The sequence below is a fragment of the Pseudomonas fluorescens genome, from assembly GCF_902497625.1.
GTDB classification, from domain to species: Bacteria; Pseudomonadota; Gammaproteobacteria; order Pseudomonadales; family Pseudomonadaceae; genus Aquipseudomonas; species Aquipseudomonas fluorescens_BQ.
The window spans coordinates 20,452-46,597 of record NZ_CABVGX010000003.1; the positions used below are offsets into that span (position 1 = coordinate 20,452).

A 26,146-nucleotide genomic window follows, 5' to 3' on the forward strand; every position below is an offset into this window, starting at 1 on the left:
AAGACTTGGCAGCCATTTGCAAGCATGACGGCGCATCCTTCGACATCCGGGAGTAGCGCGGTCTGATTTGATCTGGTAAGTTCGCCCGCTTGCAGCCGCAGGGCCGGCAGGTGTCGGTGATGGAGCATTCCTGCGCAGATGGATTACAAGAGTAGAGGCGGTCCATTTCATGCCAACCCAAGCAAAGCAGCAAAATCAGTCGATCAGCGGCTTCGAACCCTACGAGTCAGTCAAGGGCGAGGAGTACATGGGCAAGCCCATGCGCGCTCACTTCACCAAGATCCTGAACAAGTGGAAACAGGACTTGATGCAGGAAGTCGACCGTACGGTTGATCACATGAAAGATGAAGCAGCCAACTTCCCGGACCCGGCAGACCGTGCCAGCCAGGAAGAAGAGTTCAGCCTCGAACTGCGTGCCCGCGATCGCGAGCGCAAGTTGATCAAGAAGATCGACAAGACCCTGCAGTTGATCGAAGACGAAGAATATGGCTGGTGCGAGTCCTGCGGCGTCGAAATTGGCGTCAAGCGACTGGAAGCCCGTCCTACCGCCGACATGTGCGTAGACTGCAAGACCCTGGCGGAAATCAAGGAAAAGCAAGTCGGCAAGTAATTGCGATTTGATTCAGAAACGGAGCGTGCGAACGCTCCGTTTTTTGTTTCTGATACTCACTCCGACCGCAGATCTTGAAGATGCATCCCGTTGTGGCGAGGGGATTTATCCCCGTACGGCTGCGCAGCAGTCGCTGACCCGATTGATGCGTTCTATCTGACGTATCGCGATTACCGAGTTTGGGGCCGCTACGCGACCCAACGGGGATAAATCCCCTCGCCACAAAGGCTCGCTCCTACAGGGATCTGGCGCCAGACCGGAAGATAACATCGCCTTTATGAACACTATCCCCTACATCGGACGCTTCGCACCAACGCCCAGTGGCCACCTGCATTTCGGCTCACTGGTGGCGGCGCTGGCCTCGTACCTCGACGCACGCTCGGTCGGTGGGCGATGGCTGATGCGTATGGAAGACCTCGATCCGCCACGGGAGGAACCGGGCGCGCAGACGGCGATTGTCAAGGCGCTGGAGAGTTACGGCTTCGAGTGGGACGGCGAGATGGTCTGCCAGAGCGACCGGCACGAGGCCTACGCCGAAGTCCTTACGCGCCTGTTCAATCACGGCCTTGCTTATGCCTGCACTTGCTCGCGCAAACAATTGGAACCGTATGGCGGCGTCTATCCGGGTTTGTGCCGCAATGCCGGCCATGGCACTGACAACGCCGCAATCCGCCTGCGCGTACCGGAGCTCGAATACCACTTCATCGACCGTGTACAGGGCGAATTTCGCCAGCACCTGGGCCGCGAAGTCGGTGACTTTGTGATTCGCCGCCGCGACGGTCTCTACGCCTATCAACTGGCCGTGGTGCTCGATGACGCATGGCAAGGTATTACCGATATCGTGCGCGGTGCCGATTTGCTCGACTCCACACCGCGCCAGCTGTACCTGCAGGAACTGCTCGGCATGCCTCAGCCGCGCTACCTGCACATCCCGCTGATTACCCAGCCCGACGGTAATAAACTCGGCAAGTCGTATCGCTCGCCACCACTGACGGTAGATCAGGCAACACCTTTATTACTGCGTGCCCTGCGCGCACTCGGGCAGAATCCGTGCACCGAGCTGGCGTACGCAACACCGCGCGAAGTGCTGAGCTGGGGTGTTGTCCACTGGGATGCGCTGACAATCCCGCGCACGCTCGCCCTGCCGGAAGCGCAACTGCAGTGATCGCACTTGCAGTGGCGCGCCCATCCGTTACCATCGCCGCACGTTTTCGGGCACGCGCATAAAAGAGAGGCCGGGATGTACATCTATCGCTTGGTCCTGCTTTTGGTAGTGGGGATTTATCTGTTCTCCCCGGCCATCATGGATTGGTGGATCGACGCCACTGGCGCCTGGTATCGCCCGTATCTGCTTTGGCTGATTCTGATTGTCGTGACCTTCATCCTGCAGAGCCAAAAAGATGCCGATGAGCTTTAGCCTGACCCAGATGATCCTGATCAGTGCCGCGTATCTGGCGGTGCTGTTCGGCGTCGCCTGGATCAGCGAACGGGGCATGATCCCCCGAGCGATCATTCGTCATCCGCTGACGTACACCTTGTCGCTGGGGGTTTATGCGAGTGCCTGGGCGTTTTACGGCACCGTGGGCCTGGCGTATCAGTACGGTTACGGCTTCCTGTCGAGTTACCTGGGGGTGTCCGGGGCATTTCTGCTGGCGCCGGTGTTGCTCTATCCGATCCTGAAAATTACCCGCACTTATCAACTGTCGTCGCTGGCCGACCTGTTCGCCTTCCGCTTCCGCAGCACCTGGGCCGGCGCACTGACCACCATCTTCATGCTGATCGGCGTGCTGCCGTTACTGGCCTTGCAAATCCAGGCCGTGGCGGATTCGATCGGCATCCTGACCCGCGAGCCGGTGCAGCATCGCGTGGCGCTGAGCTTTTGCGCACTGATCACGTTGTTCACGATTTTCTTCGGCTCACGTCACATTGCCACTCGCGAGAAACATGAAGGGCTGGTGTTTGCGATTGCCTTCGAGTCCGTGATCAAGCTGATCGCCATTGGCGGCGTTGGCCTGTATGCGTTGTATGGGGTGTTTGACGGGCCGCAACAGCTCGAATTGTGGCTACTGCAAAACCAGACCGCCCTCGCCGCTTTGCACACGCCGCTGCAGGAAGGCCCATGGCGCACGCTGCTGCTGGTGTTCTTCGCCTCGGCGATCGTGATGCCGCACATGTATCACATGACCTTTACCGAGAATTTGAATCCGCGCTCGCTGGTCAGCGCCAGTTGGGGCCTGCCGCTGTTTCTGCTCCTGATGAGTCTGGCAGTGCCGCTGATTCTGTGGGCAGGCCTGAAACTCGGCGCCACCACTAATCCGGAGTACTTCACCCTGGGGATCGGCATCGCCGCCAACAGCAAAGCATTGGCGTTGCTGGCGTATATCGGCGGGCTGTCGGCTGCCAGCGGACTGATCATCGTGACGACCCTGGCACTCTCCGGCATGGCCCTGAACCACTTGGTGCTGCCGCTCTATCAGCCGCCGGCCGAGGGCAATATCTATCGCTGGCTGAAATGGACCCGCCGCGCGCTAATTGTCGCGATCATCATGGCTGGTTACGGTTTCTACCTGATGCTTGGCGCGGAACAGGACCTGGCCAATCTCGGCATCGTCGCCTTCGTCGCCACTCTGCAATTCCTCCCGGGTGTGCTCTCGGTCCTGTATTGGCCCACCGCCAATCGTCGCGGCTTCATCGCCGGCTTGCTGGCCGGGATTCTGGTATGGCTGGTGACCATGCTGTTGCCGCTGGTGGGCAATCTGCAAGGCTTTTACATTCCACTGCTGAACATGATTTACGTGCTGGACGACACCAGTTGGCACATGGCTGCAATCGCTTCGCTGGCGGCCAACGTGCTGATGTTCACGTTGATCTCGCTGTTCACCAACGCCAGCCCCGAAGAGGCCAGCGCCGCCGAAGCCTGTGCGGTCGACAATGTGCGTCGCCCGCAACGACGGGAGCTGCATGCCGCCTCGCCGCAGGAATTCGCCACGCAACTGGCCAAACCCTTGGGCGCCAAGGCTGCGCAGAAGGAAGTCGAGCAAGCGCTGCGCGACCTTTATTTGCCGTTCGACGAGCGCCGGCCGTACGCCCTGCGTCGTTTGCGCGACCGCATCGAAGCCAACCTTTCCGGCCTGATGGGCCCAAGCGTCGCCCAGGACATGGTTGAAACTTTCCTGCCCTATAAAGCCGGCGGCGAAAACTATGTCACCGAAGACATCCACTTTATTGAAAGCCGTCTCGAGGACTACCACTCGCGCCTGACCGGCCTTGCCGCCGAACTCGATGCCTTGCGCCGCTACCACCGGCAGACCCTGCAAGAGTTGCCGATGGGCGTTTGCTCGCTGGCCAAGGATCAGGAAATCCTCATGTGGAACAAGGCCATGGAAGAGCTGACCGGGATTGCCGCGCAGCGGGTGGTCGGTTCGCGCCTGAGCACCATCGCCGACCCGTGGAAAGAGTTGCTGCAGGGCTTCATCAATCTGCCCGACGAACATTTGCACAAACAGCACCTGGCGCTGGATGGCCAGACCCGCTGGCTCAACCTGCACAAGGCGGCGATCGACGAACCGCTCGCACCGGGTAACAGTGGTCTGGTGCTGCTGGTGGAAGACCTGACTGAAACGCAGATGCTTGAAGACAAACTGGTGCACTCCGAACGTCTGGCCAGTATCGGCCGACTGGCGGCGGGCGTGGCCCATGAGATCGGCAACCCGATCACCGGCATTGCCTGCCTGGCGCAAAACCTGCGCGAAGAGCGCGAGGATGACGGCGAGCTGAGGGAAATCAGCGGGCAGATCCTCGAACAGACCAAACGCGTCTCACGCATCGTTCAGTCGCTGATGAGTTTTGCCCATGCCGGTAGTCATCAGCACAGCGACGAGCCCGTCTGTCTGGCTGAAGTGGCGCAGGACGCGATCGGCCTGCTGGCCCTGAACCGGCGCAATTTCGAAGTACAATTCTACAACTTGTGCGACCCCGATCATTGGGTCGAAGGCGACCCGCAACGTCTCGCACAGGTGCTGATCAATCTGCTCTCCAACGCCCGTGACGCCTCGCCTCCCGGCAGTGCAGTGCGGGTCAAAAGCGAAGCCGGCGAACACACGGTCGATCTGATCGTCGAAGACGAAGGCAGCGGTATTCCGAAGAACATCATGGACCGATTGTTCGAACCTTTCTTCACCACCAAGGACCCTGGCGAAGGCACCGGTCTGGGCCTTGCACTGGTCTATTCCATCGTTGAAGAGCATTATGGACAAATCACCATCGACAGCCCGGCTGATGTTCAAAGCCAACGCGGCACCCGTATCCGGGTGACCTTGCCGCGTCATGTCGAAGCGACGTCCGCTGTGAACTGAGACCGTCGAGAGTATCGAATCAATGCCGCACATTTTGATCGTCGAAGACGAAACAATTATCCGCTCCGCCTTGCGCCGCCTGCTGGAACGTAACCAGTACCAGGTCAGCGAAGCCGGTTCAGTGCAGGAAGCACAAGAACGCTTCACCATTCCTACGTTCGACCTGATCGTCAGTGACCTGCGCCTGCCTGGCGCACCGGGCACCGAGTTGATCAAACTCGGCCAGGGCACGCCGGTGCTGATCATGACCAGCTACGCCAGCCTGCGCTCGGCGGTCGACTCGATGAAGATGGGCGCGGTCGATTACATCGCCAAACCTTTCGACCATGATGAAATGCTCCAGGCCGTGGCGCGCATTCTGCGTGATCGGCAATCGGCTCCAGCCGGCGGCGAGCCGGCCCCCGCAAGAGCCGTAAATGGTGCGGCGAAGGGCGGTGTCGATAACAGCAACGGCGAAATCGGCATCATCGGTTCGTGCCCGCCAATGCAGGATCTCTACAGCAAAATCCGCAAAGTCGCGCCGACCGATTCCAATGTCCTGATTCAGGGTGAGTCTGGCACCGGTAAAGAACTCGTGGCACGCGCTCTGCACAACCTGTCCAAACGTGCCAAGGCGCCGATGATTTCGGTGAACTGCGCGGCGATTCCGGAAAGCCTTATCGAATCCGAATTGTTTGGCCATGAAAAAGGTGCATTCACTGGCGCCAGCGCCGGGCGCGCCGGGCTGGTCGAAGCGGCGGATGGCGGCACCCTGTTCCTCGATGAAATCGGCGAATTGCCACTGGAAGCCCAGGCCAGGCTGTTGCGCGTCTTGCAGGAAGGCGAGATTCGGCGCGTCGGGTCGGTGCAATCGCAGAAGGTTGATGTGCGATTGATCGCAGCGACGCACCGTGACCTCAAGGGTCTGGCGAAGATCGGCCAGTTCCGTGAAGACTTGTTCTATCGCCTGCACGTCATCGCTTTGAAACTGCCAGCTCTGCGCGAACGTGGTGCCGACGTCAACGAAATTGCCAATGCGTTCCTGGCACGGCAGAGCGCGCGGGTCAACCGAACCGATCTGAAGTTCGCTCCGGACGCCGAACAGGCGATTCGTCACTACGCCTGGCCGGGCAACGTGCGCGAACTGGAGAACGCAGTGGAGCGGGCGGTTATCCTGTGCGAAAGCCCGGAAATTTCTGCAGAGCTGTTGGGTATCGACATCGAGCTCAGCGATCTGGAGGATGAAGATTTCATCGGCCTTGCACCGCAGCAAAGCAACAACAATGGCAACAACCATGAGCCCACCGAGGACCTTTCGCTGGAGGACTATTTCCAGCATTTCGTTCTTGAGCATCAGGACCACATGACCGAGACCGAGCTCGCTCGCAAACTTGGTGTCAGTCGCAAGTGCCTGTGGGAACGTCGTCAGCGCCTCGGCATTCCGCGCCGCAAGACCGGGGTGACCAGCGAAGGCTGAATGTCACCTGAACGATGTGTGGGTAGCACGCGATTGGGCGAACAAAACTGTTACCTCTGATTTTCCGCGTAACAGAAGCCGGGGCTTACGGTAACGAAGCCCCGGTTTTTTTGTGCCATGAAAAAGCCACTTAGCCTGCGTAACCCCTTGTTTTGCTAGACATCACAAATGTTGGCACGCCCCCTGCTATATGTTTGGTACAAGAACAATAACAAGCAATGTACAAGACAATAAAAATAAGACGAATCGACTCACGCACAATAAAAACAAGACGGCGAGAGGCGCAGCTAACTGATTCTTTTGGAGAGGCGTTGTATTTGGGCTAGCCCCACGACCAGGCCGAGAACAACAAAAACTGTCCTGAGACAGAGCCTGAACTGGTTGGATCGCAAGATCACTGCAACACAGCGACCAAAGCAATCCGTTTGCTCTTGGCTCCCGATTGGGAGGGTCACGAAGGAAACTTCATGACGCGGGCACTTAACAAAAACAAAAAGCCCGAATCAAAAATAAAAACAGAGCATGCAACTACTTTCTTGGGGAGCTTCGGCTCCCCTTGTAGTTTCTGCGATTCCGCATTACGCCCTTGTAGCAGCTGCCGAGCCTGCGAGGCTGCGTTCGGCTGGGAAGCAGGCGTAAATCATGCACACGGGGTATCGGTGAAATCGGTCAGTGCGACTGCTACGCAGTCAAACGCAGTCAAACGCAGCCCCGCAGGCTCGACAGCTGCTACAGAGGCCAGGCGTGAACATGTCCTTCATGCACTTGCGCAGTGTCCTACACCATCCCCTGACTAAATGCTAGAATCCCCGCCCATCATGCGGTCATTCTTCGTTATGGCCGAACATTCCTTCAAACAGTGCATCCCATGCTGAAGAAGTTGTTCCAGTCATTCCGTTCTCCCAAGCGCCATACGCAACACATCCGCAGCACGCCTGAAGTGCTCAATAGTGGCCAGCATTCGTTGCAAAAAGGCCAATTCAGCCGTTACGCGGTGAACATTGTCGAGCGCCTGCAGAACGCCGGTTACCAGGCTTATCTGGTCGGCGGGTGCGTGCGTGACATGATGCTGGGCATCACTCCAAAAGATTTCGACGTCGCAACCAGCGCTACGCCTGAGCAGGTGCGGGCGGAATTTCGCAATGCGCGAATCATCGGCCGTCGTTTCAAACTGGTGCACATCCATTTCGGCCGCGAGATCATCGAAGTCGCGACTTTCCGCGCCAATCACCCGGTCAACGAAGACGAGGAAGACAGCAATCAGTCTTCGCGCAACGAGAGCGGGCGGATTCTGCGCGACAACGTCTACGGCACCCTGGAAGAAGACGCGCAACGCCGCGACTTCACCATCAACGCCCTTTACTACGATCCGGTCAGCGAGCGTATTCTTGATTACGCCAACGGCGTACACGACATCCGCAATCACCTGATCCGTTTGATCGGCGATCCCAAGCAGCGCTATCAGGAAGACCCGGTGCGAATGCTGCGGGCCGTGCGTTTCGCCGCCAAACTCAATTTCGGCATCGAAAAACACAGCGCCGTGCCGATTCGCGACCTGGCGCCGATGCTGCGCGAGATACCTTCGGCGCGCCTGTTCGAAGAAGTGCTCAAGCTGTTCCTTTCCGGGCATGCGGCCGACACCTTCGAAATGCTGGTCGACCTGCAGTTGTTCGATCCGCTGTTCCCGGCCAGTGCCGAAGCGCTCGAATACAATCCGACCTACACCCACACACTGATCAGCGAAGCATTGAGCAACACTGATCTGCGCATCAAACAGAACAAACCGGTGACCCCGGCCTTCCTGTTTGCCGCGCTGCTGTGGCCAGCGCTGCCGGCGCGCGTATTGCGCCTGCAGGAACGTGGAATGCCGCCGATTCCGGCGATGCAGGAAGCCGCGCACGAGCTGATTGCCGAACAGTGCCAACGCATTGCGATTCCGAAACGTTTCACCATGCCGATTCGCGAAATCTGGGACATGCAGGAACGTCTGCCTCGTCGCAGCGGTAAACGCGCAGACTTGTTGCTGGACAACCCACGCTTCCGCGCCGGTTACGACTTCCTGCTTTTGCGTGAAAGCGCCGGCGAGCAGACTGACGGCCTTGGCGAGTGGTGGACTGATTATCAGGACGCCAATGACAGCGAGCGCCGCGACATGATTCGCGACCTCAGCGGCAAGGACGACGGGACCGGCGCACCTCGCAAACGTCGTCGCAGCGGCGGCGCCAAGCGCAAGCGCACCGCCGGCGCACCGAGTGCCACGGGCGAGTAGGTATGGAACGCATCTACATCGGCATGGGCAGCAATCTGGCTGACCCCGCCGAACAACTGCGCAGTGCCGTCGATGCACTGGCACGGTTGCCGCAAACTGAACTGATCGGCGTTTCCGGCTTTTACCAGAGCGACTCGCTCCTTCCTGGCCAGCCCCGCTATACCAACGCGGTTGCTGCACTCGACAGTGAACTGGCGCCGCTGGACCTCCTTGATGCCCTGCAAGCCATCGAAAACGAACAGGGCCGCGAGCGCCTCGAGCGCTGGGGGCCGCGCACGCTGGATCTCGACATTGTGTTGTTCGGGGATCACCTGATCGACGAGCCGCGCCTCAGAGTCCCCCACTACCATATGCAGGAACGTGCGTTCGTTCTTTATCCGCTGGCCGAACTGGCGCCTGCGGACCTGCAATTGGCCGACGGTCGCAGCCTTGAAGCTCTTCTCGCAGACTGCCCGTTCGTCGGTCTGGAACGGCTCCCCCCGAATTGAAAAAAATCCTTGTGGGAGCGAGCCTGCTCGCGATTGCGGTGTGTCATTCAATAAAGCTGCTGAATGACACACCGCAATCGCGAGCAGGCTCACTCCCACAGTGAATCGTGCCGAGCATACGACCTGCGCTTGCTGAATCGCATCAGTTACTTCGGTAACACCCCCCACGTAACAACCCGGTAACACACACAATTGACTTCCCGTGTTCTCCTCACGACTATAGGCGTCCCGCTGCCGCCAACACGGCGCATAAGGGCGCAATTCAGGCCATAAAAGCACGACATCAGACCGTGCGCCTGTATTTCACGAAGATCACGCGCGTTACTCGCTGTAGTGTCAACAGCGCCTGAACGAGGAACCTTTTCATGCCAGCCATCACCCTGACCACGCTGCAAGGTCTCAAGCAAAAAGGTGAAAAAATCACCATGCTGACCTGCTATGACGCAACCTTTGCCCATGCCTGTAATGAGGCGGGCGTCGAAGTGCTGCTGGTGGGCGACTCTCTCGGCATGGTGTTGCAGGGTCACGACAGCACACTGCCCGTGACCACTGCCGAAATGGCCTACCACGTTGCGTCGGTCAAACGCGGTAACACCGACGCATTGATCCTCGCCGATCTGCCATTCATGGCTTACGCCACCACCGAACAAGCGATGACCAACAGCGCCCTGCTAATGCAGGCTGGCGCGCACATGGTCAAGGTTGAGGGTGCGTTGTGGCTGGCGGATTCGATTCGCCTGCTCGCCGAACGCGGCATTCCGGTGTGCGCGCACATGGGGCTGACCCCGCAGTCAGTGAATATTCTGGGCGGTTATAAGGTTCAGGGCCGTAACGAAAACCAGGCGCGACAGATGCGTGCCGACGCGATTTCCCTCGAACAGGCCGGCGCGGCAATGCTGCTGCTTGAGTGTGTGCCGAGCGAGCTGGCCGAAGAGATCACGCAAGCAGTAAAAATCCCGGTGATTGGCATCGGCGCTGGCAGCGGCACCGATGGTCAGGTGCTGGTTTTGCACGATATGCTGGGTTTGTCGATCACTGGCCGGGTGCCGAAATTCGTCAAGAACTTCATGGCCGGGCAGCAAAACATTCAGGCGGCTTTGGGCGCTTATGTTTCCGAAGTCAAAGCTGTCACCTTCCCGGGTACCGAACACGGATTCTCTGCATGAACACCGTCAAAACCGTACGCGAACTGCGCGCCGCAGTGGCTCGCGCCCGTGGCGAAGGCAAGCGCATTGCCTTCGTTCCAACCATGGGCAACCTGCACAGCGGGCACATCGCGCTGATCGCCAAGGCCAGCCAACGGGCTGATTTCGTGGTGGCGAGTATTTTCGTCAATCCACTGCAATTTGGTGCCGGCGAAGACCTCGACAAATATCCGCGCACCCTGACAGCGGACCAGGAAAAACTGCTGCAGGGTGGATGCCACCTGCTGTTCGCGCCGACGGTTGAAGAAATGTACCCCGACGGCATGGCCGGGCAAACTCGCGTCAGCGTTCCGCAACTTTCTGAAGGCCTGTGCGGCGCAAGCCGTCCCGGGCACTTCGAAGGGGTGGCTACCGTGGTCAGCAAGTTGTTCAACATGGTTCAGCCCGATCTGGCGATCTTTGGCCAGAAAGACTTTCAACAACTGGCGGTGATTCGCGCACTGGTGCATGACCTGAACATGCCGGTGCAGATCATTGGCGAGCCGACAGTGCGCGCGGCCGATGGCTTGGCATTGTCCTCGCGCAACGGCTTCCTCAGCGAAGAACAGCGGGCGATTGCGCCGGTGGTTTACCGCGCGTTGAACGCGATTGCCGAGTCGATCAGGCAAGGTGACCGCGACTATCCGGCCTTGGTGGGCAGGCAGTTGCAAACGTTGGAGGCTGCAGGCTTGCGTCCTGACTATCTGGAGATTCGTCATGCGCTGACCTTGCGCCCGGCGACAGCGGAAGATCGCGATCTGGTGATTCTGGTGGCGGCATTTCTCGGCACCACGCGGTTGATTGATAACCTGCACCTGAATCTCGACGCGCCAACCTGAGACACCAATCCATTAGTGGAAGCAAAGCTTGCTCGCGAAAAGGTCGTCACATCCGACACTTGTGTCGACTGACACGATGTCTTCGCGGGCAAGCCTTGCTAGCCCAGAGTTATGCAGTGCCGCGCCTTGTCGCCGTATCCGGCCTTCCCGCGAAATCCTTGCTGCTCAAATTTCCCTCCCGTTTGTCGGACTATTTCCCAGCTGATGTATAAAAAAGTACTGCCGTCGGGTCTGACAAAGTCAAGACAGATTGCAGCGCGAGGTTTACTGTATTCGCCCTGTGCCATGAATTCGTGTCGACGCAGTAAACCGGGCGCTCACCGCAGCGCACCGGGATTTTTCAGTGATCAAAAGCCGTTCAAGTAAAAAGGAAACCCGCAGCGATGGCGTATTACCGCACTCCTCACGATGTGACCGCCCTGCCCGCCTGGCAGGCGTTGAAAGATCACCGCCAAGCCATGCAGGATTTCAGCATGCGCGAAGCCTTCAATGCCGATCCACAGCGCTTTACGCAGTTCACCCTCAGCAGCTGTGGCCTGTTTCTTGATTATTCGAAAAACCTGATCAACGCCGAGACCCGCGATTTGCTTGTGGGTCTGGCCAACGAAGTCGATCTGCAGGGCGCGATCAAAGCGCTGTTTGACGGCGAAATCGTCAACTCTTCCGAAGGACGTCCGGCCCTGCATACCGCGCTGCGCCGCCCGGTGGGCGACAAGTTGTCGGTCAACGGCGTCAATGTGATGCCTGAAGTGCACAAGGTGCTGAACCAGATCACCGACCTCGTTGGCCGCATTCACGACGGTCTGTGGCGCGGTTATACCGAGAAGCCCATCACCGACGTGGTGAACATCGGCATTGGTGGTTCTTTCCTCGGCCCGGAGCTGGTGTCCGAAGCGCTGCTGTCTTACGCGCAAAAAGGCGTGCGCTGCCATTACCTGGCAAACATCGATGGCAGTGAGTTCCATGAACTGACCATGAAGCTGCGCGCCGAGACCACGCTGTTTATCGTCTCGTCGAAATCCTTCAACACCCTCGAAACCCTGAAGAACGCCCAGGCCGCTCGTGCCTGGTATCTGGCGCAGGGCGGTTCGGAAGCCGAGCTGTATCGTCACTTCATCGCCGTTTCGAGCAACAACGCGGCTGCCGTCGCGTTCGGGATTCGTGAAGAAAACATTTTCCCGATGTGGGACTGGGTCGGCGGGCGTTACTCGCTGTGGTCGGCGATCGGTTTGCCGATTGCGCTGGCGATCGGCATGTCGAACTTCAAGGAGTTACTGTCCGGCGCCTACACCATGGACCAGCACTTCCAGAGCGCGCCTTTCGAACAGAACATGCCGGTGCTGCTGGCCTTGCTGGGTGTCTGGTACGGCAACTTCTGGGGTGCGCAAAGCCATGCCATCCTGCCGTATGACCACTATCTGCGTAACATCACCAAGCACTTGCAGCAACTGGACATGGAGTCCAATGGCAAAAGCGTCCGTCAGGACGGTACGCCAGTGTCGACCGATACCGGTCCGGTGATCTGGGGTGGCGTCGGCTGCAACGGTCAGCACGCGTATCACCAATTGCTGCACCAGGGCACTCAAGTGATTCCGGCCGACTTTATTGTGCCGATTGTCAGTTTCAACCCGGTGTCCGACCACCACCAATGGCTATACGCCAACTGCCTGTCGCAAAGCCAGGCATTGATGCTGGGCAAAACACTGGCAGAAGCTGAAGCCGAACTGCGCGACAAAGGCTTGAGCGAGGAAGAGGTGCACAAGATCGCACCGCACAAGGTCATCCCTGGCAACCGCCCGAGCAACACGTTGGTGGTCGAGCGCATCAGCCCTCGCCGCCTGGGTGCGCTGGTGGCCATGTACGAACACAAAGTCTTCGTGCAAAGCGTGGTCTGGGGCATCAACGCCTTCGATCAGTGGGGCGTGGAACTTGGCAAAGACCTGGGCAAAGGTGTTTACAACCGCCTGGTCGGCAGCGAAGAGACCCCGGCGGATGATGCGTCTACCCAGGGCTTGATCAACTTCTTCCGCAGCCGTCACCGCGGCTAATCAACACTGTTACTTTTCCTGTGGGAGCGAGCCTGCTCGCGAATACGGACGGTCTTTCAACATTGAGTTGACTGACCCGCCGCATTCGCGAGCAGGCTCGCTCCCACAGTCGTTTTTGCTTACCGCAGTGTGTGCATTCGGCATTCGACTTGAACCCGTCCGCGACTCGGCGCATCTTTATCTCTGTCGAAAAACAAGAATAAGGAACCGTCATGTTCGATATCAGCACGTTCCCCAAAGCCGATGCCGTCCGCCGGGCTGCGAACTTGAGCCAGGAGGACTATCAGCGCCTGTATCGCCAGTCCATCGAGCATCCCAGTACCTTCTGGGCCGAACAGGCCACCCGGTTTCTGGACTGGAGCAAGCCTTGGGACACCGTCCAGCGCTATAACCTGAAGACAGGCGAAGCCAGCTGGTTTGCCGGCGGCAAGCTGAATGTCAGTTACAACTGCATAGACCGCCACCTGGAACAACGCGGCGAGCAGATCGCAATCATCTGGGAAGGCGACGACCCCGCCGAATCCGCGCAAATCACTTACAAAAAACTTCATCACCACGTATGCCGACTGGCCAATGTGCTGAAAAGTCGCGGCGTGAAGAAAGGCGACCGCGTGTGCATCTACATGCCGATGATCCCCGAAGCCGCCTACGCGATGCTCGCCTGCACTCGCATAGGCGCGGTGCATTCGGTGGTGTTCGGCGGATTCTCCCCGGACTCGGTGCGTGACCGCATTCTCGACGCCGACTGTCGCACCGTGATCACCGCCGATGAAGGCGTGCGCGGCGGCAAATTTGTTCCACTTAAAGAGAAAGTCGACAAAGCGCTGGAGAGCTGCCCGAACGTCAGCACCGTCATCGTCGTCGAACGTACCCAAGGCGAAGTCAACTGGGTCGAGGGCCGTGACCTCTGGTATCACCAGGCGGTGCGCGACGTCAGTGACGATTGCCCGCCCGAGCCGATGGATGCCGAAGATCCGCTGTTCATCCTTTACACCTCCGGCAGCACCGGCAAGCCCAAAGGCGTACTGCACACTACGGGCGGTTACCTGCTGCAAGCGGCGATGACCTTCAAATACGTGCTCGATTACCGTGACGACGAGGTGTTCTGGTGCACCGCCGACGTCGGTTGGGTTACCGGTCACAGTTACATCGTTTACGGCCCGCTCGCCACCGGCGCGACTACATTGATTTTCGAAGGCGTGCCGAGCTATCCGAGCAGCTCGCGCTTTTGGCAAGTCATCGACAAACACCACGTGAATATCTTCTACACCGCGCCGACAGCCCTCCGCTCGCTGATGCGCGAAGGTGCCGAACCGTTGAAGGAAACCTCCCGCGCCAGCCTCCGATTACTCGGCAGCGTCGGTGAGCCGATCAACCCGGAAGCGTGGGATTGGTACTTCAATGCGGTGGGCGAACAGCGTTGCCCGATCGTTGACACCTGGTGGCAGACCGAAACCGGCGGCATCATGCTTAGCCCATTGGTCAGCGCCCAGCGAATCAAACCCGGCTGCGCCACGCAACCGATGTTCGGCGTGCAACCGGTGCTGCTGGATGAAACAGGCAAGGAAATCAAAGGCGCCGGCAGCGGCGTGCTGGCGATCAAATCCAGCTGGCCGGCGCAGATTCGCAGCGTTTACGGCGATCCGCAAAGGATGGTCGATACCTATTTCAAACCTTACCCCGGCTACTATTTCACCGGTGACGGCGCCCGGCGCGACGAGGATGGCGACTACTGGATCACCGGGCGCATCGACGACGTGATCAACGTTTCCGGGCACCGCATTGGCACCGCAGAGGTGGAAAGTGCGCTGGTGTTGCACGACAGCATCGCTGAAGCCGCGGTCGTCGGTTATCCCCATGACGTCAAAGGCCAGGGCATCTACGCCTTCGTCACGCCTATGAACGGCACTGAGCCCAACGATGAATTGAAGAAAGAACTCCTGGCCCACGTCAGCAAGGAAATCGGCAGTTTCGCCAAACCGGACCTGATTCAGTGGGCGCCGGCCTTGCCGAAAACCCGTTCCGGCAAAATCATGCGGCGGATTTTGCGCAAGATTGCCTGTAACGAGCTGGACACACTGGGCGACACTTCCACGCTGGCTGATCCGAGCGTGGTGCAGGACCTGGTCGATAAGCGTTTAAACCAGTAAAGCCGAACAGCGGCTGAAGCATCCTGTGGGGAGCTGGCTTGGCAGCGATGAGGCCCTTGAAGCCTGCGCTGCCTGGGAGGACGCGATCGCCAGCTTGAAGCTTGAAGCTTGAAGCTTGAAGCTTGAAGCTTGAAGCCCAGTAACTGCTAAACTCCCGCGCCAAATTCCCTCCTGCAAGGCGCCCAGCATGTCTTCCTTGAATCAGGCGCTGCGCGCCGCCCTCGATCATCGCCAGGACCTGATTGCCGAACTGCATCAGCAAGGCACCGATTGCTACCGCCTGTTTCACGGTAGCCAGGAAGGCGTCGGCGGCCTGACCGTCGACCGCTATGGCCCGCAACTGCTGGTGCAGAGCTTCCATCAATCGCTCGAACGCGAAGATCTCATGCAGCTGCACGGGATCGTCAATCAGCAGCTGGGCCTCGATACTTTGCTGGTTTACAACGATCGCTCACGGGGCAACTCGCGCATCGACCGTGAAGACACCGTCTACCGCGCCGATGAGGCTGCGCTGCAAGACCTGATCGGACACGAATGGGGTTTGAATTATCGTGTCCGTGGCCGCCATGCCGGTCAGGACCCGCTGCTGTTCCTCGACCTGCGCACCACCCGCGGCTGGGTCAAGGCGCACAGCAAAAACAAAAGTGTGCTGAACCTGTTTGCCTACACCTGCGGCGTTGGCCTGAGCGCAGCGGCGGGTGGCGCGCGTGAGGTGTGCAACCTGGATTTCGCGGAGGGCAATCTCGCCGTCGGTCGCGAGAACGGTCTGCTCAACCCGCAATTAGCGAGCATGCAGTTCATCCAGTCGGATTATTTTCCGGCGATCCGCCAACTGGCCGGCCTGCAGATCAGCCAGCGTCGCGGGCAGAAACTGCCGAGTTATCCGCGCCTCGAACAACGCCAGTACGATCTGGTCCTGCTCGACCCGCCCGCATGGGCGAAGAGCGCGTTCGGCACAGTCGACCTGTTGCGCGACTATCAAAGCCTGCTCAAACCGGCGCTGCTGACCACCGCCGATGACGGTGTGCTGATCTGCTGCAACAATCTGGCGAAAGTCAGCATGGAAGACTGGCGCGAGCAGGTTTTGCGCTGCGCGGAGAAAGCCGGACGGCCAGTACGTGAATGTACGGTGATGAAGCCGGGAGCCGATTTCCCGTCGATGGATCAACAGCCGCCGCTGAAAACGCTGATCCTGCAGCTGTGAATTTCAGAAGGAAAATCCGCTAAAGCCGGATCACTTCGGAACCGGATTCGCGTGCCATACTCCAAGGCACTCCGATTCAGACAGATGAAGCCGCACATGCCCAAAGGATTGATCCGCGCTTTCGGCGCACTGTTGACTGCTCTGGCTCTCTACAGCCTGCTGGGTTTTCTGATTTTGCCGGGCATCGCACTGCGCGTGGCCAACCAGCAACTGGCCAACTACGCGACGACGCCCGCCACGCTCCAACGGATCGAACTCAACCCCTTCAGCCTTGAAGTGACCTTGTGGGGGCTGGTGGTTGGCGAGCCGGGCAAGGAACAGATCGGCTTCGAGCGGTTGTACGCGAATCTGCAGATCGACAGCCTCTGGACCAAAGCGCTGCATCTGTCCGACATCGAGCTGGACAAATCCAAAACCGAAATCCTCTTCGGCAAAGACGGCAAGCTGAATCTGCTGGGCCTGTTCAAAGTGCCTGCCAGCGAACCTGTTCCAGCCGATCCTGATGCCAAGCCGTTTCCGCTGCGGGTGGAGCGGATCAAACTGGCTGACGGTGCGGTGCACTTCAAGGATGAACGCCCGAGCGAACCGATCGAGTTTCTCTACGACCAGCTCGATTTTGAACTGAACAACCTCAGCACCCTGCCTGAAGACAGCGCCGACATGACGCTGGTGGCCGTCGGCCCGGCAGGTGGCCAGATCGACTGGACCGGCAACTTCAGCCTGATCCCGATCGCCTCCGAAGGTAAGCTGAAGATTACCGACGGCAAAATGAAATCCTTTTGGCCCTATGTGCGCGATGCTGTGCCGCTGGTGCTTGAAGACGGCCTGATCAGCCTCAGCACCGACTACAAGCTGAGCCTGGACAAGACCACCGATCTGCTGCTGAGTAATGTCGCGGTCAGTGTTGCCCCTTTCGCCATCAAGGCCCCGGATGGCCGGCCACTGGCGAAACTTGCGCGGCTGGACGTCAGCGAGACGACAGTCGACCTGGCGAAGCAGCAAGTGATTGTCGGCAAGATCCGCAGCCAGAAACTGGAAACCTGGGCAGCGCTCGAAGCCGACGGACAGCTTGACTGGCAAAAACTGTTTGCCAGTCAACCGTCCAAAGCAGCCGCCAAGGCCAACGCCGAACCGGTCAATGCGCCAGCTGCCGCCGATTCACCTGCAGTCGATCCAACGCCACCGAGCAAACCGTGGCAAGTGCTGCTAAAAGACGTGCAGTTGCGCGACTACCAGGTGCATCTGGAGGACCGCAAAGCGCAGCCGGTGGTGGCACTGGATGTCGGGCCGCTGAATCTCGACCTGAAGAATTTCGACAGTCTCAACGGCGCGCCTTTTGATCTCAAGCTCGACACTGGCGTGGGCAAGCAAGGCAAGCTGATGGCGGACGGTCAGGTCAACCTGGCTCCGGTCAGCGCCAAGCTGAACGTGCAAACCCGGGACATCGACCTGCGGATTGCGCAGTCCTACATCAACCCGTTCATCCGCCTGGAGCTGCGCAGCGGCATGCTCGGCAGTGATCTGGCCGTGGACCTGAAAAGCACCGAGCCGCTGGCATTCAGCGTCACCGGCAAAGCCCAGGTTGATCAACTGCACACCCTCGACACCCTGAAAACTCGGGACTTTCTCAAGTGGCAGCAACTGGTGCTCGAAGGCTTGAATTACCAGCACGGCGACAGCCTGACGATCGCCAAGGTCAACCTGTTCCAGCCCTATGTGCGCTTCATGATCAACGACGACCGCACCACCAACGTCGATGACTTGCTGATTCCACAACCGGCGGATTCATCCGCAAAAACCACCGCAGCCAAACCCGCCAGCCAGGAAAAGCCGCTGGGCATTCACGTCGGCGGCATTGCCATCAATGACGGTTCCGCCAACTTCGCCGACTTCAGCCTGACGCCGAATTTCGCCACGGCCGTGCAACAGCTCAACGGCCAGATCGGCACCATCGACAGCCGCCAGGCAAAACCTGCGACGGTAGACATCAAAGGCAAGGTCGATCGCTACGCACCAGTGACCATCAAGGGCGCGGTGAATCCGTTCGACCCGATGGCCAGCCTCGACATCGCCACCAGTTTCAAGCGCGTTGAACTGACCACGCTAACGCCCTACTCCGGAAAATTTGCCGGTTACCGTATCCGCAAGGGTCGGCTCAATCTCGACCTGCATTACCTGATCACCAAAGGTCAGCTCAAAGCCCAAAACAAAGTGGTGGTCGAGCAGCTGCAACTGGGCGAAAAGGTCGACAGCCCCGACGCAACCAGCCTGCCGCTGAAGCTGGCCATCGCGCTGCTCAAGGATGTCGACGGCAAGATCTCCATCGAGTTACCGGTGACGGGCGACCTCAACAATCCGCAGTTCAGTGTCATGCCGATTGTCTGGCAGACCCTGCGTAACCTGATCGTCAAAGCCGCTGCGGCACCGTTCAAGATGATTGGCGGGCTGGTCAGGGGCGGTGGCTCGGAAGATCTGGGCACGGTGTCGTTTGCGCCAGGTTCGAGCGAATTGAACAAAGACGCCGAGGGTTCATTGATCAAACTGTCGCAGGCATTGAAAGAGCGTCCGGCCCTGCAACTGGAAATCGAAGGCACCGCCGCCGCTCGCAGCGACGGCCCGCTGATCGCCAATGAGCGTCTGGAGCGTGAATATCAGTACAACTATTACAAGATGCTCCAGCGTCGCGGCGACAAAGTACCGGCGCAAGCGTCATTGCTGGAAGTGCCGGAGGGCGAGAAAGGTCCATTGCTGGAAGGCATCTATCGCACCCGCCTGAAAACCCAGCCACCGGCAGAATGGAAAGATCTGGGCAAAGAAGAACGCACGGCAAAAATGCGCGAGGGCGTGATTGCCTTCTGGAGTTCCAGCGAGGTGCTGCTGCGCCAGCTCGGTCAGGATCGGGCCAGCAGCATCAAGGATTACCTGGTCGACAAGGGTCAGTTGGCCGATGACCGCGTGTATTTCATCGACTCCAGCCTGGGTGAACCTGAAAGCGATGGTCGGGTCGTGACGCCGATGCACCTGGATGCCGAATGATGATCAGACGATTGCTGTTGAGCCTGACCTTGAGTTTTGCCGCAAGCCATGCGGCGGCGGCCACTACGCTGCGTTGTGGCAGCCATTTGATCAGCGTTGGCGATCGCTCGGGCGAGGTGCTGCAGAAATGTGGAGAGCCGGTAAGTCGCGATGTGCTGGGCTACAAGCGCAGCGCCAATCGGCGTGAAGAGTTTCAGGTAGAAGAATGGACCTACGGGCCGACCGGCGGGATGTACCAGTACCTGCGGTTCGAAGGTAATCGCCTGAAGCAGATCACCAGCAACCGCGGCAATTGAAGCGCCGGGCGCTCTCGTAGCAGCTGGCGCAGCCTGCGTCCTTGCATCGTGGAACCTGCGCTGACCGTGAACGCAGGCTTCGCCAGCTGCTACAACGCAGGCTTTGCCAGCTGTTACGGGGTTTTGCGTGGCCCACAATAGAACAGGCCCCGGACACGAATGTCCGGGGCCTGTAATGGCCACAATCCTTGTGGCCGTCGCATGAACTCTCAGTTGCGGTAGACGTATGACTCGGCTCGTCTACCGCGCCTTCTCCCGGTTCAGGCGAGAAGTCTTGCCTTACTCGGCTTTCAGGCCGTCAGCGGAGACCGCTTTAACGCCTTTGATTTTCTTGGCGATAGCGACTGCAACGTCTTTCTGCGAATCAGTCACTGCAGTGGTCGACGACAGGGAAACAACGCCTTTGTTGGTTTCGACCTTGATGTCGGTACCAGGAATGCCTTTTTCGGTGACCAGGTCAGCTTTGACTTTGGTGGTGATCCAGGTGTCAGAGGTAGCTTCTTTAGCTTCAGTCACTTCACCAGCGGCCAGAACCATTGGAGCCTGGGATGCCTGAGTGGCGGCGAAGGCAGCGTTGGCCATGGTCAGGGTCAGCGCGGTAGCAGTAGCGGCAGCGATAGCGAACTTCTTCATACGAGTAACTCCTGTTTTTCTATAAAGTCTGCTGCATGTGTTGTCAGCAGGGTTACTGGGTATATTGCGAACGCTGTGCCAACTTTGAGACAGGGGTTTATTCTTTATTAATCAATAGGTTATGAAATTTACTGATTTTCGGAATCTTGCATTTTGCATGAGTTGGAAATTATCTACATGCAAACTGCGGGATTAGGGGTGGGCGTAAGGCCATGAATTTGCGGGGATTTCTACATTCATCGCAGTTATCAAACGGAAAAGATCCAAAAAATAAAAACCTCCATCGATAGAGGGAGGTTTCTTGGATTAAACAATGATTATTACGGCGTAGTAGCAGCCGCAGTACAGCCCGTAGGCGCGTACTCCGCAGTCGCCGTTGTTGCGCATGTCCAACCTGTGTTTGTACGAGAAAGCGTGATGGTCTTGTCAGCAATCGGAGAAGGGGCCTTTTGCAGCGCACATACGATACTGCCAGTACCGTCGGCTGGAGTGCCACTGACAGTTAATCCGCAGTTATTAGTTGTCGCAGGGGTACTGCCCAGTCCAGGCGAAGCGCCTTGATTCATCGCATCTTCAAATTGAATTTTCAATGCAGATATCTCGGCCAAACCCGCCGTCATCTTCGCCCGCGCCTGATACTTCGAATAAGCCGGCAAAGCAAACGTCGCCAAAATACCGATGATCGCCACCACGATCAGCAGCTCGATAAGGGTGAAACCTTTCTGTGTATTCATTCCAAGCTCCTGTGCATGAGTCAAAATCCCATGATCTGACTAGCCCAAAGCACAGCTCATGCCAAACCCGTCACCCGCAGTCGGCCGCGCGCAAAATATTTCTGAACGCCGTTTCCTACTCCCACCGTCCGCACTTTCTGACAATTATTGTCACCTCGGCATCCATGGTTTGGCTCCGCCGGTTGACTACGCTATAAGTCATGCATAGTTTGCGTCCGGAATTCCCATGAACGATATCGCCCTAAGCGGCCTGGCCAAGCAATTGGTCATGGCCGAACTGATTACTGAAAAGAGCGCGCAACAGGCGTATCTGCAAGCCCAGCGCAGCAAGGTCTCCCTGGTCAGTTATCTGGTGCAGAACAAACTGGTGAACAGCCGCCAGGTCGCCGAGATCGCCTCGGAGCATTTCGGCATGCCCTTGCTTGATCTCAGCGGCCTCGACAAAGAGTCGCAGCCCAAAGGCCTGGTCAGTGAGAAACTGCTCCGCCAGCATCACGCCCTGCCCCTCTGGCGGCGCGGCAATAAACTGTTCGTTGGCGTTTCCGACCCGACCAATCATCAAGCCATCAACGATATCCAGTTCAGCACCGGGCTCGGCACCGAAGCCATTCTGGTTGAAGACGACAAGCTGTCGGAGGCGCTGGACAAATTCTTCGACAACAACAGCACCGGCCTCGAAGACATGGCCGATGTCGACCTTGATGGCGTGGACATCGAGTCGAGTGACGACCACCGTCAGGATTCCATCGCCGGGCAGGATGCCGATGACGCGCCCGTGGTGCGCTTCGTCCACAAGATGTTGCTCGACGCCATCAAAAGCGGTTCTTCCGACTTGCACTTCGAACCGTATGAAAAAACCTACCGCGTGAGAATGCGCACCGACGGCATGTTGCGCGAAGTGGCCAAGCCGCCGATCCAGCTGGCCGCACGCATTGCCGCACGCCTGAAGGTCATGGCCAGCCTGGACATTTCCGAGCGACGCAAACCCCAGGACGGGCGCATCAAGATGCGTCTGTCAAAGAGCAAATCCATCGATTTCCGGGTCAACACTTTGCCAACCCTGTGGGGCGAAAAAGTGGTGATCCGGATTCTTGACCCCACCAGCGCGCAGATGGGCATCGACGCACTCGGTTACGAGCCTGACCAGAAAGACCTGTACATGGCCGCTCTCAAGCAGCCGCAGGGCATGATCCTCGTCACCGGCCCTACCGGTTCAGGTAAAACCGTGTCGCTCTACACCGGCCTGAATATCCTCAATACCGTGGACATCAACATCTCCACGGCCGAGGACCCGGTGGAGATCAATATGGAAGGCATCAACCAGGTCAACGTCAATCCCAAGCAGGGAATGGGCTTCCCTCAGGCCCTGCGTTCATTTTTGCGTCAAGATCCTGACGTGATCATGGTCGGTGAGATCCGTGACCTCGAGACCGCGGAGATCGCGATCAAGGCTGCACAGACCGGTCACCTGGTGTTATCCACGCTGCACACCAACAGCGCTGCCGAAACCCTGACCCGTCTGCACAACATGGGCATTCAGGGTTTCAACATCGCCACCTCGGTCACGCTGATCATTGCCCAGCGTCTGGCGCGCAAACTGTGCAGCCATTGTAAGAAACCCATCGATATTCCCCGCGAAGCACTGATCAAGGAAGGTTTTCCCGAGCAACTGCTGGGCTCGTTCACCATCTATGAGCCGGTCGGCTGCGACCACTGCAACGGCGGCTATAAAGGACGCGTGGGGATTTACGAAGTGGTGAAGAACACGCCGGACCTGCAACGCCTGATCATGGCCGAAGGCAATTCGCTGGAAATCGATATTCAGATGCGCAAGGACGGCTTCAACGACCTGCGCACCTCCGGGCTGATCAAGGCCATGCAAGGCATCACCAGCCTTGAGGAAATCAACCGGGTTACCAAGGATTGAACATGGCGGTCAAAGCAGTAAAAGTCAGTGTTTACAGCTGGGAAGGTACGGACAAGAAAGGCACGAAAATGGCTGGCGAGCTCACCGGCCAGAGCCCGGCGCTGATCAAGGCGCAGCTGCGCAAGCAGGGCATCAACCCGGGCAAGGTGCGCAAGAAATCCGCGTCGATCCTGAACTTCGGCAAACGCATCAAGCCGCAGGACATCGCTTTGTTCACCCGGCAGATGGCGACCATGATGAAGGCCGGCGTGCCGCTGTTGCAGTCGTTCGACATTATTGGCGAAGGCTTCGACAACCCGGCCATGCGCAAACTGGTCGACGAGGTCAAACAGGAAGTCGCGGCGGGTAACAGCTTCGCCGCCGCCCTGCGCAAAAATCCGCAATATTTCGATGAGCTCTACTGCAACCTCGTCGACGCCGGCGAACAGGCAGGTGCGCTCGATACTCTGCTGGAGCGCGTGGCCACTTATAAAGAAAAAAGCGAAGCGCTCAAGGCCAAGATCAAGAAGGCCATGACCTACCCGGCGGCGGTGGTGTTCGTGGCGATCATCGTGACCGGTATTCTGCTGGTCAAGGTGGTGCCGCAGTTTGAATCGGTATTCAAAGGTTTTGGGGCGGAACTGCCGGGCTTCACCGTGATGGTCATTCGTCTGTCGGAATTCCTTCAGGAATGGTGGTGGATCATCCTCGGCCTGCTGATCGCGGCGATCTACGGCGTGCGGCATGCCTTCAAGAAATCACAAGGCTTCAGGGACCGCACCGACACCTGGCTGCTGAAGCTGCCGCTGGTGGGCACGCTGATGTACAAGTCCGCCGTGGCGCGTTACGCCCGCACCCTCTCGACCACGTTTGCGGCCGGCGTGCCGCTGGTGGAGGCGCTGGAATCGGTAGCGGGCGCCACCGGCAATGTCGTCTTCAAACGCGCGGTGTTGCGCATCAAGCAGGATGTGTCGACGGGCATGCAGCTGAATTTTTCCATGCGCACCTCGGGGATCTTTCCCAACATGGCGATTCAGATGACGGCCATTGGCGAAGAATCCGGGGCACTGGACGACATGCTCGACAAGGTCGCCAGTTTCTACGAGGCCGAAGTGGATAACATGGTCGACAACCTCACCAGCCTGATGGAGCCCTTCATCATGGTTGTCCTTGGCGTCATCGTCGGCGGCCTGGTGGTTGCGATGTACCTGCCTATCTTCCAACTCGGCTCAGCGATCTGACATGCCTTTGAATGAACTCCTGACTGTCTATCCGCTGGCCTTTATCGTTATTGCCTGCATCCTTGGCCTGCTGGTCGGCAGCTTCCTTAACGTGGTGACCTGGCGCCTGCCAAAAATGCTCGCGCGCGAGTGGCGCCAGCAAGCACTCGACATTCTCGACTTGCCTGGTGAACCGGGGCTGCCGACCTATAACCTGCTGCTCCCGCACTCCCAGTGCCCGCATTGCGAGCATCGTATCCGCGCATGGGAAAACATCCCGGTGCTCAGCTATCTGTTTTTACGCGGCCGTTGTGCGAAGTGCGCGGCTCCCATCAGCCAGCGTTACCCGCTGACCGAACTGGTCTGCGGCGTGCTGTCGGGGATTGTTGCCTGGCATTTCGGTTTTGGCTGGCCGGCGGTGATGGTGCTCCTGTTGACTTGGGGTCTGTTGGCGATGAGCCTGATCGACGCCGAGCATCAATTGCTGCCGGATGTGCTGGTACTGCCGCTGCTGTGGCTCGGTCTGATCGTCAACAGTTTCGGGCTGTTCGTGCCGCTGAATGAAGCCTTGTGGGGAGCAGTGGCTGGCTACCTTTCGCTGTGGTCGGTGTTCTGGCTGTTCAAGCTGATCACCGGCAAGGACGGCATGGGCCATGGTGATTTCAAGCTGTTAGCGATGTTAGGCGCCTGGGGCGGCTGGCAGATTTTGCCGCTGACGCTGCTTTTGTCCTCGCTGGTGGGTGCCGTGATTGGCCTTGTCATGCTGCGCCTGCGTAACGCGCAAACCTCGACGCCGATCCCTTTTGGTCCTTATCTGGCCATTGCCGGCTGGATTGCCTTGCTCTGGGGTGGTCAAATAACCACCTTCTATTGGCAGTTTGTCGGTTTGCAATGAAACCCCCTGAGAAAAAACCCTGGATTCTCGGCCTCACCGGCGGCATCGGCAGCGGCAAAAGTGCGGCGGCCGAGCACTTCATGAGCCTTGGCGTGCACGTGGTGGACGCCGATCATGCGGCGCGCTGGGTGGTCGAGCCGGGCCGTCCGGCGCTGGCAAAAATCGCCGAACATTTTGGTCCCGGCGTGCTGCAAGGCAATGGCCAACTGGACCGCGCGGCCCTGCGCAAGCTGATCTTCGAGGTCCCGGAAAAACGCTTGTGGCTCGAAGCCCTGCTGCACCCGCTGATCGCTGAAGAGATCGTCGACCATCTGGGCAAGGCACAATCGCCTTACGCGATTCTGGTTTCGCCGCTGCTGATCGAGTCCGGCCAGTACAGCATGACCCAGCGCGTACTGGTGATTGACGCTCCCGAACAATTGCAGATCGATCGTACCTTGCAGCGTGACCAGACCAGCGAGCAACAGGTCCAGGCGATCCTCAAGGCGCAGTCCAGCCGTCAGGATCGCGTGAGCCATGCCGACGATGTGGTAGTCAACGACCGCGACCTCGCCTGGCTGCACAGCGAGGTCGAGCGCCTGCATCACTTTTACCTTACTTTGCGTGGAGGCCAGTCATGAGCCAAACCCCAACCGTCAACTGCCCAACCTGTGGCGCCCCTGTCGAATGGAGCGCCGACAGCACGTATCGGCCTTTCTGTTCCGACCGTTGCAAACTGATCGACCTGGGCGCCTGGGCGTCGGAAGAGCACAAGATCCCGGTCAGCCCGGACGCCGAGGACGATCTGTTCAGCGAAGACTTCGAACCGCGTCATTGACCTCGT

Annotated in this window: 21 protein-coding genes; 19 read left to right on the forward strand and 2 right to left on the reverse strand. The window is 58.6% G+C overall.

Annotation, left to right across the window (positions count from 1 at the left end):
• Nucleotides 1–169 precede the first annotated feature (169 nt).
• From dksA to F8N12_RS02740, 14 genes are all read left to right on the forward strand, one after another.
• Entirely contained in the window at nt 170–610 is a 441-nt protein-coding gene (dksA, locus tag F8N12_RS02670; protein WP_150579055.1) for an RNA polymerase-binding protein DksA, read from the forward strand.
• Between the two features lie 277 nt (nt 611–887).
• The gene (gene gluQRS, locus F8N12_RS02675) at nt 888–1,775 is read left to right on the forward strand and encodes a tRNA glutamyl-Q(34) synthetase GluQRS (protein WP_150579056.1); all 888 of its coding nucleotides are present in this window, start codon (nt 888–890) and stop codon (nt 1,773–1,775) included.
• A 75-nt stretch (nt 1,776–1,850) separates the two neighbouring features.
• A complete protein-coding gene (locus F8N12_RS02680; RefSeq protein ID WP_003176118.1) occupies nt 1,851–2,027 on the forward strand; it encodes a hypothetical protein in 177 nt (58 codons plus the stop codon).
• Complete coding sequence (locus F8N12_RS02685) at nt 2,011–4,965, forward strand: sensor histidine kinase (protein ID WP_191623100.1); 2,955 nt, start codon at nt 2,011–2,013, stop codon at nt 4,963–4,965. The genes F8N12_RS02680 and F8N12_RS02685 overlap by 17 nt, the downstream gene beginning before the upstream one ends.
• Nucleotides 4,966–4,987: 22 nt before the next feature.
• Nucleotides 4,988–6,421 carry a sigma-54-dependent transcriptional regulator gene (locus tag F8N12_RS02690; protein ID WP_150579057.1) on the forward strand — a complete coding sequence of 478 codons (1,434 nt, stop codon included), beginning with the start codon at nt 4,988–4,990 and terminating at the stop codon, nt 6,419–6,421.
• Between the two features lie 868 nt (nt 6,422–7,289).
• Nucleotides 7,290–8,690 (forward strand): polynucleotide adenylyltransferase PcnB, encoded by a 1,401-nt coding sequence (locus tag F8N12_RS02700; RefSeq protein ID WP_150579059.1) that lies wholly within the window; start codon nt 7,290–7,292, stop codon nt 8,688–8,690.
• A 2-nt stretch (nt 8,691–8,692) separates the two neighbouring features.
• Nucleotides 8,693–9,178 (forward strand): 2-amino-4-hydroxy-6-hydroxymethyldihydropteridine diphosphokinase, encoded by a 486-nt coding sequence (gene folK / locus F8N12_RS02705; RefSeq protein WP_150579060.1) that lies wholly within the window; start codon nt 8,693–8,695, stop codon nt 9,176–9,178.
• A gap of 365 nt (nt 9,179–9,543) precedes the next feature.
• Nucleotides 9,544–10,344: a 3-methyl-2-oxobutanoate hydroxymethyltransferase gene (panB, locus tag F8N12_RS02710; RefSeq protein ID WP_150579061.1), complete on the forward strand. Its 801-nt coding sequence runs from the start codon at nt 9,544–9,546 to the stop codon at nt 10,342–10,344.
• Nucleotides 10,341–11,201 carry a pantoate--beta-alanine ligase gene (gene panC, locus F8N12_RS02715; RefSeq protein WP_150579062.1) on the forward strand — a complete coding sequence of 287 codons (861 nt, stop codon included), beginning with the start codon at nt 10,341–10,343 and terminating at the stop codon, nt 11,199–11,201. Before panB ends, panC begins: the two co-directional genes overlap by 4 nt.
• Before the next feature lie 383 nt (nt 11,202–11,584).
• On the forward strand, nt 11,585–13,249 hold the full coding sequence (pgi, locus tag F8N12_RS02720; RefSeq protein ID WP_150579063.1) for a glucose-6-phosphate isomerase: 1,665 nt from the start codon (nt 11,585–11,587) through the stop codon (nt 13,247–13,249).
• A gap of 212 nt (nt 13,250–13,461) precedes the next feature.
• Entirely contained in the window at nt 13,462–15,399 is a 1,938-nt protein-coding gene (gene acs / locus F8N12_RS02725) for an acetate--CoA ligase (protein WP_150579064.1), read from the forward strand.
• Between the two features lie 187 nt (nt 15,400–15,586).
• A complete protein-coding gene (locus F8N12_RS02730) occupies nt 15,587–16,603 on the forward strand; it encodes a class I SAM-dependent rRNA methyltransferase (RefSeq protein ID WP_150579065.1) in 1,017 nt (338 codons plus the stop codon).
• 84 nt (nt 16,604–16,687) lie between these two features.
• Complete coding sequence (locus F8N12_RS02735) at nt 16,688–19,639, forward strand: DUF748 domain-containing protein (protein ID WP_150579066.1); 2,952 nt, start codon at nt 16,688–16,690, stop codon at nt 19,637–19,639.
• On the forward strand, nt 19,639–19,935 hold the full coding sequence (locus F8N12_RS02740; RefSeq protein ID WP_150579224.1) for a DUF2845 domain-containing protein: 297 nt from the start codon (nt 19,639–19,641) through the stop codon (nt 19,933–19,935). Before F8N12_RS02735 ends, F8N12_RS02740 begins: the two co-directional genes overlap by 1 nt.
• Nucleotides 19,936–20,214: 279 nt before the next feature.
• Here F8N12_RS02740 and F8N12_RS02745 read toward each other — a convergent pair whose 3' ends face one another.
• Nucleotides 20,215–20,568, reverse strand: a complete 354-nt coding sequence (locus tag F8N12_RS02745) for a BON domain-containing protein (RefSeq protein WP_150579067.1) — start codon at nt 20,566–20,568, stop codon at nt 20,215–20,217.
• A 320-nt stretch (nt 20,569–20,888) separates the two neighbouring features.
• The gene (locus F8N12_RS02750) at nt 20,889–21,302 is read right to left on the reverse strand and encodes a pilin (RefSeq protein ID WP_150579068.1); all 414 of its coding nucleotides are present in this window, start codon (nt 21,300–21,302) and stop codon (nt 20,889–20,891) included.
• Nucleotides 21,303–21,528: 226 nt separating this feature from the next.
• Between F8N12_RS02750 and pilB the strand changes: the two genes are divergently transcribed.
• From pilB to yacG, 5 genes are read left to right on the forward strand one after another with little or no spacing between them, the layout of a single operon-like run.
• Complete coding sequence (gene pilB / locus F8N12_RS02755; protein WP_150579069.1) at nt 21,529–23,229, forward strand: type IV-A pilus assembly ATPase PilB; 1,701 nt, start codon at nt 21,529–21,531, stop codon at nt 23,227–23,229.
• A gap of 2 nt (nt 23,230–23,231) precedes the next feature.
• On the forward strand, nt 23,232–24,449 hold the full coding sequence (locus F8N12_RS02760) for a type II secretion system F family protein (protein WP_150579070.1): 1,218 nt from the start codon (nt 23,232–23,234) through the stop codon (nt 24,447–24,449).
• 1 nt (nt 24,450) lies between these two features.
• The gene (locus F8N12_RS02765; RefSeq protein WP_150579071.1) at nt 24,451–25,323 is read left to right on the forward strand and encodes a prepilin peptidase; all 873 of its coding nucleotides are present in this window, start codon (nt 24,451–24,453) and stop codon (nt 25,321–25,323) included.
• On the forward strand, nt 25,320–25,943 hold the full coding sequence (gene coaE, locus F8N12_RS02770; protein WP_150579072.1) for a dephospho-CoA kinase: 624 nt from the start codon (nt 25,320–25,322) through the stop codon (nt 25,941–25,943). Before F8N12_RS02765 ends, coaE begins: the two co-directional genes overlap by 4 nt.
• Entirely contained in the window at nt 25,940–26,140 is a 201-nt protein-coding gene (yacG, locus tag F8N12_RS02775) for a DNA gyrase inhibitor YacG (protein ID WP_150579073.1), read from the forward strand. Before coaE ends, yacG begins: the two co-directional genes overlap by 4 nt.
• The last annotated feature ends 6 nt before the right edge of the window (nt 26,141–26,146 follow it).